General features: G+C 54.5%; 12 protein-coding genes and 1 pseudogene. 10 read left to right on the top strand and 3 right to left on the bottom strand.

Annotation, left to right across the window (positions count from 1 at the left end; all coding sequences use genetic code 11):
- From CCE92_RS15970 to CCE92_RS10790, 3 genes and pseudogenes are all read left to right on the top strand, one after another.
- Nucleotides 1-549: pseudogene (locus CCE92_RS15970) on the top strand (helix-turn-helix domain-containing protein); the annotation flags it as partial.
- Between the two features lie 887 nt (nt 550-1,436).
- Nucleotides 1,437-2,846: an MFS transporter gene (locus tag CCE92_RS10795; RefSeq protein WP_241536001.1), complete on the top strand. Its 1,410-nt coding sequence runs from the start codon at nt 1,437-1,439 to the stop codon at nt 2,844-2,846.
- A 54-nt stretch (nt 2,847-2,900) separates the two neighbouring features.
- Nucleotides 2,901-4,133: an amidohydrolase gene (locus CCE92_RS10790; protein WP_088007748.1), complete on the top strand. Its 1,233-nt coding sequence runs from the start codon at nt 2,901-2,903 to the stop codon at nt 4,131-4,133.
- Nucleotides 4,134-4,248: 115 nt separating this feature from the next.
- Here the strand turns inward: CCE92_RS10790 and CCE92_RS10785 are convergent, their stop codons facing one another.
- The 3 genes from CCE92_RS10785 to CCE92_RS10775 form a co-directional block, all read right to left on the bottom strand.
- On the bottom strand, nt 4,249-4,686 hold the full coding sequence (locus tag CCE92_RS10785; RefSeq protein WP_088007742.1) for a GNAT family N-acetyltransferase: 438 nt from the start codon (nt 4,684-4,686) through the stop codon (nt 4,249-4,251).
- Between the two features lie 48 nt (nt 4,687-4,734).
- Nucleotides 4,735-5,052, bottom strand: a complete 318-nt coding sequence (locus CCE92_RS10780) for a hypothetical protein (protein WP_088007740.1) — start codon at nt 5,050-5,052, stop codon at nt 4,735-4,737.
- A 106-nt stretch (nt 5,053-5,158) separates the two neighbouring features.
- A complete protein-coding gene (locus CCE92_RS10775) occupies nt 5,159-5,725 on the bottom strand; it encodes a TetR/AcrR family transcriptional regulator (protein WP_241535999.1) in 567 nt (188 codons plus the stop codon).
- A 261-nt stretch (nt 5,726-5,986) separates the two neighbouring features.
- Between CCE92_RS10775 and CCE92_RS10770 the strand changes: the two genes are divergently transcribed.
- From CCE92_RS10770 to CCE92_RS10740, 7 genes are all read left to right on the top strand, one after another.
- Nucleotides 5,987-7,930 (top strand): efflux RND transporter permease subunit, encoded by a 1,944-nt coding sequence (locus CCE92_RS10770; RefSeq protein WP_241536003.1) that lies wholly within the window; start codon nt 5,987-5,989, stop codon nt 7,928-7,930.
- A 2-nt stretch (nt 7,931-7,932) separates the two neighbouring features.
- A complete protein-coding gene (locus CCE92_RS10765; protein ID WP_088007736.1) occupies nt 7,933-9,726 on the top strand; it encodes a hypothetical protein in 1,794 nt (597 codons plus the stop codon).
- Nucleotides 9,727-9,900: 174 nt separating this feature from the next.
- Entirely contained in the window at nt 9,901-10,380 is a 480-nt protein-coding gene (locus tag CCE92_RS10760) for an LURP-one-related/scramblase family protein (protein WP_088007734.1), read from the top strand.
- Nucleotides 10,381-10,511: 131 nt separating this feature from the next.
- The gene (locus CCE92_RS10755; protein WP_088007732.1) at nt 10,512-11,708 is read left to right on the top strand and encodes a class I SAM-dependent rRNA methyltransferase; all 1,197 of its coding nucleotides are present in this window, start codon (nt 10,512-10,514) and stop codon (nt 11,706-11,708) included.
- Between the two features lie 11 nt (nt 11,709-11,719).
- Nucleotides 11,720-11,911, top strand: coding sequence for a hypothetical protein (locus tag CCE92_RS10750; protein ID WP_088007730.1), 192 nt, complete (start codon nt 11,720-11,722; stop codon nt 11,909-11,911).
- Between the two features lie 203 nt (nt 11,912-12,114).
- Entirely contained in the window at nt 12,115-12,594 is a 480-nt protein-coding gene (locus CCE92_RS10745) for a DUF2975 domain-containing protein (RefSeq protein WP_088007728.1), read from the top strand.
- Between the two features lie 9 nt (nt 12,595-12,603).
- Nucleotides 12,604-12,858, top strand: a complete 255-nt coding sequence (locus CCE92_RS10740) for a helix-turn-helix domain-containing protein (protein ID WP_088007726.1) — start codon at nt 12,604-12,606, stop codon at nt 12,856-12,858.
- Nucleotides 12,859-12,902: the final 44 nt, after the last annotated feature.

Raw genomic sequence — 12,902 nt, 5'->3', positions numbered from 1 at the left:
TCGATCGGCTTCTGGATCAATACGGAACTCCATGAAAAAACAGGGAAGAACGGCCGGCTTCGGCTGGAAGGGATGGAACTCTATCATTATTTCAGCGGGAAACGGCCGCCTTACTTCGCCATGCAATTCCTGAAACGGCTGGACGGGGACATCGTCGCGGCGGGGGACGGGTATATCATGACGAAGAACGGGCGGGGCTACCAGCTTGTCCTGCTGAACTGCAACTACGTGAATCCGTACTATTCGACAGAGGAAACGTTCCTGAATAACTTGAACCGGGATGTGCACGTGGCCATTTCGAATCTGGAACCCGGCGATTACCAGATCCGGAAACGGGTCTTCGATAAAGACCACGGCGCCCTTTACCGGAAATGGTGGGAACTGAACAGCCGGTTCGGCATGGACGGGGAAGTGATCGATTACATCATCCAGACAAGCCAGCCTTCACTGGAACTGTACGACGAGGAACTCGGCGGCGAGTGGTCATTCTATACGTACATGACCGTCAATGCGATCCATTTTTACGATATCCGAAAAAAACTGCTCTAATACGGACGAGAGAATCCGCAGGAGGCTGCCCCAAAAGCCACTTTGGTCCGTCATGGTTTGCGGATCTTGCCAGAAAGGATTAGCGTTCGCTGCGCAAACGCTCGCTTGCCGCGGACGAACGGCCGAGCCTCCTCTGCCGGCTTCACCGGCATGCGGGGTCTCGGCCAGTTCGTTTTTCCGCAGGCGTCTCGCATTTCCGCTGGCTTCCGCTAGCCCTTTCTTTCAGTAGCAAACTCACTAATCGTAAAGGCGGGAAGAGGAACTCATGCCCTCTTCCCGCCTTTTTTTGTATTCTCTTTTCTCATTCTTCTTCTCATCACTGAGGCTCTCAGTCTCGTTTAGTCAGAGGGAGTTCCGCTCACTTGCATTGCAGAAGATGGACAGAGAATCTGCGGCGGCTTTTTCTTGTGAATTTAAACAGCGGCAGTCAGCGACTCGCCTGCCTGTCCGGTCAGGGGATGGATAGGAAACCGGCGACTCCAGCGAAAGAACGGGGGTCTCGGTCGGCCGTCCGGGCAGCCAGCACCGCGACGTCCTGTCGTGCTGGCTGCATTTCCCGCATCATATGGGTCAAAAAGCGTCTGGTTTCCCCATCCTGGACCGGATGGTTCGGGAACAGGCATTCAGACTTTTTTAGACAACCTCTTTTTATTTTGTGAAAAATTAAGGTCTGATTTTTTACCTCCACAGAAAGGAAATAAAAAATTGACCGTTAAAACGCTTTCAGGAAGTCGATTTTCCGCTTATTCCTCCCGGCCGGACTTTTTATAATAAAAATGTGATCACAAGTGAAGTGGAAACTGGTTGTGGATCCAGTTTCTTTGCAGGACAGCCGGCAGAAAAGGATCTGACAATGATAAAAGGGTTCAAAACTGAGGAGGATTAATGTGGAAGCGGCAACTTATAAAGGCACAAATAAAATGATTACAGGGATTGTATTCGGTGTCCTGACGTTTTGGCTGTTCGCGCAGGCGATGGTGAACATCGTCCCTGCAGTCCAGAATGATTTAGGGGTTGAACTTGGTGTCCTGAATATCGCCATCAGTCTCACATCGCTGTTCTCAGGCTTATTCATCGTGGTGGCAGGCGGACTGGCGGACAGAATGGGCAGAAAGAAAATTACGTATATCGGACTTGTCCTGAGTGTCATCGGTTCATTGCTGCTCGTGCTTGCGCAGGGAGCGCCGCTGCTGATCATCGGCCGGATCCTGCAGGGGCTTTCCGCCGCATGCATCATGCCGGCGACCATTGCTTTGATGAAAGCGTATTTCGAGGGTGCGGAAAGACAGCGCGCGCTCAGCTTCTGGTCCATCGGATCATGGGGCGGTTCGGGTGTCACTTCATTCGCGGGCGGTGCGATTGCGACTTACATGGGCTGGAAATGGATTTTTATTTTCTCTATCGTCTTTGCGCTGCTGGCCATGTGGCTGATCCGGGATGTTCCGGAAAGCCGGGTGGAATCAAAAGAAAAATTCAAATTCGATTTCGGCGGCTTGGGGATTTTCATCGTCACGATGCTCGCCATCAACGTGCTGATCACACAAGGGGCGCAACTGGGCTGGACGAGCCCTGCAGCACTTGCGCTTGCCGCGGCAGCAATCATCGGTATCGCGGTGTTTGTACGGTATGAAGGGAAAAAGAGAAACGCTCTAATCGATTTCAAGCTATTCAAAAACAAGCCTTATACAGGCGCGACGGTGTCGAACTTCCTGCTGAACGCGGTGGCAGGCACGCTGATTGTCGCCAATACGTATGTACAGGTGGGGCGCGGTTACACAGCCTTCCAATCAGGCATGCTGTCCATCGGCTACTTGGTCGCCGTCCTCGCTATGATTCGGGTAGGGGAAAAAATCCTGCAGCGCGTCGGCCCGAAAAAGCCGATGGTATGGGGAACGATCACCACACTGGTCGGGGTCGCCCTGATGGGGCTGACGTTCCTGCCGGACGCTTTGTACACGGTCGTCGTGTTCGTCGGATTCATCCTGTTCGGCTTGGGGCTCGGCATGTATGCGACGCCGTCCACCGATACAGCCGTCACATCGGCGCCGGATGATAAAGTAGGGGAAGCATCGGGTATATATAAAATGGCGAGTTCATTAGGGAATGCGTTCGGCATCGCGATTTCAGCGACTGTGTACGGGACAGTTGCGGCGGTCGCCTCCGTCCATCTGGCGGCCACGGTCGGAATCATCACAAATGTGCTGTTCGCTGCGATTTCCCTCATCTCCATTCTGGCACTGGTTCCAGGGGAGACGAAGGAACAGGCACAGGAAATGGAAGTCAGACGGGCCGGCTGACGCCGAAGAGCGCCTCTGCTGGCGCCTGACGAAATATAGAAGGGAGCTTTGACAGTGAGAGAAGAATTGATGAAAATGCTGGAGCAGCGGGAAGAGGAAATGATCGCAATCCGCCGCCGCCTTCATGCACATCCCGAGCTGTCGTTCAAGGAAAAAGAAACTGCCGCCTACATCGCGGATTACTATAGAGGCAAAGACGTCGAAATCGAGACGGATGTCGGGAACGGCTACGGGATCGTCGTGACGATTAAAGGCGTTTCTCCGGGCAGGACCGTCGGGCTTCGGGCCGACTTCGATGCACTGCCGATCACGGAAGAAGCGGATGTCCCGTTCAAATCGGTCAATGAAGGAGTCATGCATGCGTGCGGACATGATGCCCATACCGCTTATTTGCTGGTGCTCGCTGATTGCCTGATCCAACTGAAGGATAAAATCAGCGGCACGGTGAAAATCATTCATCAGCATGCCGAGGAGCAGCCGCCCGGAGGCGCGAAAAGCATCGTCGATAGCGGCTTGCTGGATGACCTCGATGCGATCTTCGGTGTTCATCTCCTGCCGCTCGCCCCGGCGGGGACGGTCGGTACCCGCAGCGGATACGCCTTCAACGGCCGCACCTACTTCAAGCTGCGGATCCAGGCGACCGGCGGCCATGGCTCTTCCCCGCATAAAGCGAATGATGCGATCGTTGCGGGTGCTTACTTTGTGACGGCCGCGCAGACGATTGTCAGCCGCCGGGTGGATCCGATGGCAGCGGGTGTGGTGACGATTGGTTCATTCGACGGGAAAGGCAGTTTCAATGTCATAAAGGACAGCATCGAACTGGAGGGAGATATCCGCTATTCCGATACGGATACCCAGGCAGCGATCGACAAGGAACTGCACAGGCAAGTGAAAGGCCTGGAAGAGTCGTTCGGCGTCCGGTGCGAACTCACTTATACACCGGATTATCCGCCGCTGTATAACAACCCTGAACTTACAGCGTTCGTTGCGATGACGCTGGATGGAGCGAAAGATGAAGACATCAGGGAAGTGAAGGAATTCCCGAAAATGTCGCCGTCGGAAGACTTCGCGTATTATTTGGAAAAGGTTCCGGGTTCCTACTTCTTTATCGGGTGTACGCCGAAAGGGGTGGAAACGCCGTACTTCAATCACCATCCGAAGTTCGATATCGATGAGGATGCGATCCTTGTGGCCGCCAAATCGGTGGGACAAGTCGTCTGCAGTTATCTGGATGAAAGCCGTTCGGGAGCATCGGGTGAACCGGACCAGCGGCTCTCCATCGGATGACGGACCCTCCCGAAAAGGATTCCCGCAGATGACCTGCTTCTTCCGGGGGGTACAAGGGAAACAGAAAGACCGCCAGTCGGGGAGCCGACTGGCGGTCTTTTCGTTTTCCAGGTCCTCAGTCAAAGGTTTTCCTGAAGACGAAACTTACTTTTTCATATGCCAGTTTTTCTTCGTAAAACTTGTGCGCTTCTGTGCGCTGCAGCCCAGAAGACAGCGCGACACTGCCGCAGCCGTTCTCTTTCGCCCAGCTGTGGACGAACCGGAGCAGCCTTTCCCCGAAGCCGTTCGAGCGCCTGGACGCGTCGGTGACTAAGTCGCAGACCCAGACAAACCGGCCGTAGTACAGCGTGGTCATCGGCTTGAAGCCGGTGACAGCGACAATTTCATCGCCGTCCGTCAGTGCGAACAGCCGGTAGCGGTCCGTCGCCCGCGCCTCCTTTACAAGTTCGAGATAGTCCGTTTCGCCGAGATGCGGCCGGAGCTGTTTCATAACGGGAAAAGCCTTTCTGATTTCGTCATCTTCCGTCAGTTCCTTAATGTGCAATGAAGGCATCATCAGTCTCCTTTACTGACCGGTCCGCCCTCCGCGGCAGGCGGTTTTTCACGGGACGGGACCGGCGTGTTTCCTGTTCGTCCATTTTACAAGCAGCAGGATGATGTCACTGATTCCGATTCCAATGAACGCCAGGAAGAACATGAACGGCACCAGTCCTTTGCCGATCAGATCCGGTTCAGCGGCCTCGCCGAAAGTGCCGCCTGCGAACAGGATCAGCGCACCGGACAGGAGAGACGCCGCTATGGCCGGCAGAAGCTTTCCTCTTTTGTCGAGTGTCAGAATCCCGAGCCGCCAAGAAACCAAAAAAGCGCCGACAATGAAGAGAATGTACACAAAATCCCGCAAATGGAACACACTGTCCATTTCCATTCTCCTTCTGTAGATTTGATCGGCGGCTGCAGTGTAGCTGCTGACTCAAAAATAACAGACTATTTAGATTTCTGCAATTCGGGCTTACCGCCGGTCAGCTTTACGCGCTCCCTTCCAGTCCTTCCTTAATGAGCCGGTCGATGATCGCAGCTATTTCTCCCGGTGTTTTATCCATGCCGCTGTTGAGCCAGCGTTTGATGACATGGATGCTGCCGCTGATAATGAACGTGCTGACGTACTCATGCATGTCTTCTTCCAGTTCCCTGGCCGGCGCCCAGTTCTTCAGGAACGTCTGGTGGGCGAAGGCCATCACTTTCTCCTGGAAGCCCGTATCCTGCTTCTCGTTGAGCAGCGTCCGGCACACGTCCGCTTTTGTCGCAAAGTAGCCGATCAGATTTTCGATCATCTGCCGGTCATCTTCATTTTGTTCCTCATACCGGGCCATGTAGGCAGCCATGTCCTCGATCAGTTCTTCTTCGATCGTCCCGAGCAGGTCGGCCGGGTCACGGTAGTGCGCATAGAATGTGGAGCGGTTGATATCCGCCCGCTCACACAGTTCCTTGATGGTGATAGTGCTGATCTCCTTCTCTTTCAGCAGTCCGATCAGACTGTCTTTCAATTGGGCGCGCGTGTACTTTTTGCGCCGGTCCATTTTTGAACGTTCCATGACAGCTTCCTTTCTTTTTCAGCGTTATCCGACACATTTGTCCGGTGTGTTGTGCAACGGACAAAAGGCGGGGAACTGTCTGTTGCTTATCCGACACGGTGTCCATATAATGGGCAAGTAAAAATAAAAAGCCGGTCGAGGTGACCTACTATTCTTATTACATCATGGATAACCCGATATAAAAAGTTTCTTGTGCTTTTGTTCTCCGTACTGACTATTCTCGGGGCCATCGCCTTCACGATGGTGCCGGTGAACTACGACATGAAGGATTACTTGCCGGAGGAAGCGCCATCGACGGAAGCGCTCGCGATCATGGGACGTGAATTCGGCGGCAGTGTACCGACGAACCGCATCATGATGAATGACCTGACCATTCAGGAAGCGCTCGCGTTCAAGGAGGAGCTGGCAGCAGTCGATGGCGTGTCGGATGTCACGTGGCTCGACGATGCGGTGGATTTAAGCAAGCCGCTTGAGATGGCAAACGAAGACACCGTCGACAATTATTATAAGGACGGCCGTGCGCTGTTCACGTTCAGTATCCAGGAAGGCGAGGAAGTGGCCGTCACCGACAGGCTGTATGAGCTGATCGGTGAAGACAGCGCACTCGCCGGTGAAGCGCTCGATACAGCCACCCAGCAGAAAATGGCCGGACAGGAATCGATGTACGCGGCGGCGCTCCTTGTGCCGATCATCATCCTGATCCTCGTCCTGTCGACGACATCCTGGCTCGAACCGGCGCTGTTCCTGACCGCGATCGGCGTGTCGGTCCTCATCAACATGGGCACGAATATCTTCTTCGGGGAAGTATCGTTCGTCACCCAATCCGTCGCGCCGATCCTGCAGCTTGCGGTGTCGCTCGATTATGCGATCTTCCTGCTCCACAGTTTCTCGGATTTCCGCAAAAAGACGGCCGATCCGCAGGAAGCGATGCAGCTGGCCATGAAGAAATCCTTCCCGGCCATCACGGCAAGCGCATCGACGACGTTCTTCGGATTTATCGCTTTGTCATTCATGGATTTCGAAATCGGGGCGGATCTCGGCATCACGCTCGTCAAAGGGATTTTCCTGAGCTTCGTCAGTGTCATGGTGTTTTTGCCGGCGCTGACACTGCTCGTGTATAAATGGATCGACAAGACGCAGCACCGGCCGCTGCTTCCCGCGGTGCCGAATAAAGGACGCATCCTCACGAAGCTGCGGATTCCGGTGCTGATCCTGGTCGCGCTCATTGTGGTGCCGGCATTCCTTGCGCAAAGCGAGACATCCTTCATTTACGGCATCGGCGACCAGCCGGAAAACACCCGGGCCGGCAGCGACATCGCCGAAATCCGGGAGCATTTCGGGAAAAGCACACCGATTGTCGTACTTGTGCCGCGCGGCGATGTCGCAAGCGAAGAAGCCCTCGTGCAGGAATTCCGTGCACTGCCCGCCGTATCGGATGTCGTGTCGTATGTCAGCACGGTCGGCGCCGCCATCCCGCCGGAAGTCGTCGGTGAGGAAGTGGCGGAGCAGTTCTACTCGGACGATTACAGCCGGCTGATCCTTCAGACGAATACGGAGACCGAAGGCGACGAAGCATTCCGCCTCATCGGGGAAGTCCGGGCGATTGCAGCCGGCTACTACGATGAAGTGCATACTCTCGGGGAAAGTGTCACGCTGTATGACATAAAAAATACCGTGCAGGAAGACAATACGTTCGTGAATATGCTGACGCTCGTGACCATCGCGTTCGTTCTGATCGTGACATTCCGTTCAGTCACGATTCCGCTGATTTTATTGCTGACCATCCAGACGTCCGTCTGGATCAACCTGTCGGTGCCGTATTTCACCGATGCCTCACTGGTGTATGTCGGTTACCTGCTCGTCAGCATCATCCAGCTTGCGGCGACAGTCGACTATGCCATCCTGCTGACCGACACGTATCGGGAATACCGGCAGGAAATGCCGGCACTCGCGGCCATGAAGCGCACGCTTGATGAAAAGATCTTCTCGATCGGCATCTCGGCCGCCATTTTGTCGAGTGTCGGTTTCATCCTTTGGATCACATCGACGAACCCGATTGTGTCATCGATCGGTCTGCTGCTCGGACGCGGGGCGCTGCTTGCGTTCCTGATGGTCATTCTGCTGCTGCCGGCGCTGTTCCTCGTATTCGATAAAGTCGTGGGAAAAACGACGTGGAAAGCGAATTTCTATAAGAAGGAGAACTGAGGATGGGAAACATGAAAAAAGTGCTGCCGGCTATGGCTGCGGCGGTCATCGCCGTGCCGGGTCTGCAGGTGTCCGCCGATACAGGGGTGTTCGCTTCGAAAGATGAAGTTGTCTATGCGAACTTGACTGCTGGCGGAGACATGATTGAAAGTTACATCGTGAACATATTCGACGTCGAAGAAGCGGGACTCATCACGGATTACGGCCCGTACACGGCCGTCCGGAACTTGACCGATACATCCGAGATCCGCCGGGACGGGGAGACGGTTGAATTCACGGCTCCTGAAGGGAAGTTCTACTATCAGGGCAACTTGCCGGATGAACCGCTGCCGTGGGATTTCACCGTGACCTATGAGCTCGACGGAGAGGAAATCGCGCCGGATGAATTGGCCGGCCGCGACGGGCATCTCCGGATCGGGATCGAAACGGAAGCGAATGACGGAGTCGACCCGGTATTCTTCGAAAATTATTTGCTGCAGATCTCACTTGCGCTGGATACGGAGCGTTACCGCAACATCACCGCACCGGCCGGCATGATTGCCAACGCCGGACGCGACCGGCAAGTGACCTTTACCGTCATGCCAGAGCAGGAGAAGGAACTTGTGGTCGAAGCGGATGTCGAGGAGCTCGAGTTCGGCGGCATCAGTCTGTCGGCTGTGCCATCTGCACTGCCGATCGAGGCGCCGGAACTTGGCGGTATGGCCGGCGATATGCAGGCACTGTCGGACGGTATCGGGGAAATCCATAACGGGGTCGGCGGGCTGAAGGAAGGCATCGCATCACTCCATGACGGTGCGGCAGATTTGCATGCCGGTTCCGCCGATTACCGGGACGGGGTGACATCGCTGTCTGCATCGTCCGGTGAACTTTTCCATGCCTCAGGAGGAATAAAGGAGGCGCTTCAGTCGATGAACAGCGCGCTCAGCGCGGAACCGGCGGATATGGACATCAGCCGGCTGCAGGAGCTGAGCGGGGGAATCCGGGAAATCGCGTCGGGTCTCCGCGAAGCGGCGTCGGGTCTGGATGTGCTGAACAGCACCCACCAGGCGGCTTATCAGTCTCTGGACCAGGCGATGGCTGCCATTCCGGATTATGCGATCACAGAACAGCAGATTCAAGAACTTTACGCGAGCGGTGCGGATGAAACGGTCGTCGGCAATCTCACGGAAACGTATACGGCGGCACAGGCGGCAAAAGAGACATATGCGGCTGTACGTGAAGCGTTCCAGTCGATGGATGGCGCGCTGACAGAAGCGTCAGGATCACTTGCTTCGATGGCCGGCAGTCTGGAAAACATGGCGGGCGGCTTGTCGGAAACACTTGATGGACCGGACGCCGGACAGTCGTTCGGCCAGCTCCGGCAAGGCATCAGTGAGCTGACGGCGAAGTACGGGGAATTCCACGCCGGTCTTAAGGAATATACAAGCGGTGTCGGTCAGCTCGCCGGTTCGTATAAAGAACTGCATGAAGGCATCGGTCAACTTGAAGCCGGCGCAGGCGAGCTGGAAGCGGGCGCTTCCCGTCTCCATGAAGGGACAGGTGAGCTGAAAGCAGCCACCGGCGACTTGCCGGGCCAGATGCAGCAGGAAGTCGACAGCATGATGGCGGAATACGATAAATCCGATTTCCAGGCGGAATCGTTCGTATCCGTTGAAAATGACAACATCGGTTCCGTCCAATTCGTCTTCCAGACGGAAAGCATTGAATTGGAAGAAACTGAAACGGCGAAGAAACCGGCCGAAGAAAAGAAGACCTTCTGGTCGCGGCTATTGGATCTCTTCAAATTCGCCGGCTGAACGGATGAAAAAGACGTCAGCCAACGGGTGAAATAAATAAGGAGCTGTCTGTGGAAGCCGTTTTCTGCGGTTTTCCGGACGGCTCCTTTTCGTCCGGCAAGACTGAAGAAAACCTGGACCGTGATATACTGGAACAGACTGAAAATGAATAAAGACACGGAGGGGGGCGGCGTTTTGAAAGAACTGTATATAAAACAGAAAGTGCTCAGCCTAAACGGCAAGTTCACCGTAAAAGACCAGGATCAGCAGGATGCCTATTACGTGGAAGGCAGTCTCATGCGGATTCCGAAGACATTCACGATTTTGGATACGGCGAGGAAGGAAGTCGCGCTCATCACGAAAAAGACGTTCAGTTTCCTGCCGAAGTTCTTTGTCGAGGCGAACGGACGGAACGTGCTGACCATCAAGAAAGAATTTTCGTTCCTGAAGGCGCGCTATACGATCGATGCAGCCGGCATCGAAGTGAGCGGCAATTGGTGGGACATGGATTTCCAAGTGCTCCGGCATGGAAGAGTGGCCGGCAGCGTTAGCAAGGAATGGTTCACTTGGGGTGACAGTTACCGCATACAGGTGCTGGACGATGAAATGGAGACGGTCTTGATCGCCATCGCCGTTGCGATCGATTGCGTAAAAGCGGATCAGGCGGCGGCTTGAACGGATGGGCACCGGTATGCAAAAGGCAACAGGGCAGGTGATCCATTTACGGATGGATCGTCCGCCCGGTTTTTGCTTTTGGCGGTGTACATGCCATAATGGAAAGACTACATGACAGTAAGGGTGACGTAATGAGACAGTCGGCAGAAATGCAGCTGAAACCGGCAGCGGCGAAAAAGATCAAATCAGGCTATCCGCTAATTTTAAAGGACGCGGTCACCGGAACGGCAGCGCCGCCGCAGGAAGGGGCCGTCCTGCGGCTGACGGATGAAAGCGGCGGCTATATCGCGACGGGGTATTATGGCATCCAGAACAAAGGCATCGGCTGGGTGCTGAGCCGCAAGGAAAGCGAGAAAATCGACAGCCGCTTTTTCGCGGGGAAGTTCAGGCAAGCGCGGGCGAAGCGGACGGCTTTCGACGCGTCGGCGGATACGACAGCGTTCCGTTTGTTCAATGGGGAAGGGGACGGCATCGGCGGTCTGACCGTCGACTTCTATGCCGGCTTCTGCATGGTGAGCTGGTACAGCGAAGGAATCTATTCTTTCCGGGAAGCGGTGTATGAAGCGCTGGCCGAAGTGGCGGAACCCCGCGGCATTTATGAAAAACTGCGCTTCAATACGGACGGGCAGTATGTGGAGCAGGACGACTACGTTTCCGGTGAACGGGGCGAGTTTCCGCTGCTCGTCCAAGAAAACGGCATGAATTTCGCCGTGGATTTGAATGATGGGGCGATGACCGGGATTTTCCTCGATCAGCGGAATGTCCGGAAAGCGCTGCGTGATGACTACGCGTCCGGGAAGTCGGTGCTGAACACGTTCTCGTACACCGGCGCGTTTTCCGTCGCGGCCCTCCTCGGCGGGGCGACACGGACGACAAGTGTGGATCTCGCGAAACGGAGCCTCCCGAAGACGATCGAACAGTTCGCGGTCAACGGCATCGATTTTGAGGCGCAGGACATCAAGGTGATGGACGTTTTCGATTACTTCGGCTACGCGGCGCGCCATGGGCTGAAGTTCGATGTGGTCGTACTCGATCCGCCGAGCTTCGCGCGCACGAAGAAGAAAACGTTCAGCACGTCGAAGGACTATCCGAAGCTCTTGAAGGATACGCTGAAAATCACGAGCGATGACGGCCTGATCATCGCTTCGACGAACAACGCGAGCTTCAGCATGAAGAAGTTCAAGTCCTTCATCCATAAAGCATTCACGGAGACGGAAACCCGCTACAAGATCACAGAAGAGCATCAGCTGCCGGAAGATTTCGTGTTCCCGGAACGTTATCCCGAATTCAATTATTTGAAAGTGGTGTTCATCCGGGTGATGAAATAGGAGGTGGAACGATGAAATACAACAAAAAGTCCATGACGAAACTGATCAACGAGCACAGGGAACTGCACGACGAATTGAAAAAACTGAAGTCCGACATGGGCTTGGAGAAGAACCGCGCGATCAAAGCGCTGTACCATTCGGCGGTGGCCGATGAAGGTCCGTACATGAAGGCGTACCAGGAACTCGACCGGCTGCATAAATGATTGCCGCCTGCTGGCCTAGAACAGGATGCTCTGGAAAAAGGAATGCGTAAAGCGCTGCCGGTTCCCGCGGAGGGAGCCGGCGGCGCTTTTTTGCGGTTCCGTTTTTTCGATAAATACGGCAAATAAATCGATAATTATGTATTGATATTCGATAAAAACCGTGGTAAATTTTAATTGAAATCAACTGAAACGAGGTGCCTTCTGTGAAAGGGGAAACACTCTTTTTAAAACTGACCGTCATTCTGCTGGCTCTCCCGGTTATTGCGGCGTGTGTATTTTTGCTGCCATGGCTGATCCGGGACACCATGACGAGTGACTGGGAATACGCGAACCTCCTTTATCCCATCCTGGCGGCGATGTACCTGTCGGCGATTCCGTTTTTCATCGCGCTATACCAGACGTTCCGGCTGCTCCATTATATCGACCGCAACAACGCGTTCTCGGAACGATCGGTGCGGGCACTCCGGAATATCAAGCGGTGTGCGGGGGCGATCAGCGGCCTGTATGTGCTCAGTATGCCATTCTTTTTTCTCGTCGGTGACCGGGATGATGCGCCGGGGGTTGTCCTGATCGGCATGGTGCTGATCTTCGCACCTATCGTGATTGCGGTATTCGCCGCGGTGCTGCAAAAGCTTTTAGCGAATGCCATCGAAATAAAATCGGAAAACGATTTAACGGTCTGAGGTGAAAATATGGCGATTATTATAAACATCGATGTCATGCTGGCGAAACGCAAAATGAGCGTCACCGAATTGTCGGAGCGGGTCGGCATTACAATGGCGAATTTATCGATCCTGAAAAATGGCAAAGCGAAAGCGGTCCGGTTTTCGACGCTCGAAGCGATCTGCCGGGCATTGGACTGCCAGCCCGGAGACATTTTGGAATACCGGCAAGATACAGAGGATGAAGTTACAGGGAAAAATGTAAATGCGGCTGAAAGAAAATAAAGTGAGGTGTTTAGCGTGAAGCGGGAAACATTCTTTTTGAAGTT

Source organism: Indiicoccus explosivorum (assembly GCF_002167005.1).
GTDB lineage: Bacteria > Bacillota > Bacilli > Bacillales_A > Planococcaceae > Indiicoccus > Indiicoccus explosivorum.
The sequence above is the reverse complement of the archived record's forward strand: the minus strand, read 5'-3'. Positions and strand labels throughout refer to the sequence as shown.

Coding starts and splice junctions, on each gene's coding strand:
- CCE92_RS10770 (WP_241536003.1), top strand. CDS start 5,987: ATGAAGGATTACTTGCCGGAGGAAGCGCCATCGACGGAAGCGCTCGCG.
- CCE92_RS10775 (WP_241535999.1), bottom strand. CDS start 5,725: ATGGAACGTTCAAAAATGGACCGGCGCAAAAAGTACACGCGCGCCCAA.
- CCE92_RS10755 (WP_088007732.1), top strand. CDS start 10,512: ATGAGACAGTCGGCAGAAATGCAGCTGAAACCGGCAGCGGCGAAAAAG.
- CCE92_RS10740 (WP_088007726.1), top strand. CDS start 12,604: ATGGCGATTATTATAAACATCGATGTCATGCTGGCGAAACGCAAAATG.
- CCE92_RS10750 (WP_088007730.1), top strand. CDS start 11,720: ATGAAATACAACAAAAAGTCCATGACGAAACTGATCAACGAGCACAGG.
- CCE92_RS10780 (WP_088007740.1), bottom strand. CDS start 5,052: ATGGACAGTGTGTTCCATTTGCGGGATTTTGTGTACATTCTCTTCATT.
- CCE92_RS10785 (WP_088007742.1), bottom strand. CDS start 4,686: ATGCCTTCATTGCACATTAAGGAACTGACGGAAGATGACGAAATCAGA.
- CCE92_RS10765 (WP_088007736.1), top strand. CDS start 7,933: ATGGGAAACATGAAAAAAGTGCTGCCGGCTATGGCTGCGGCGGTCATC.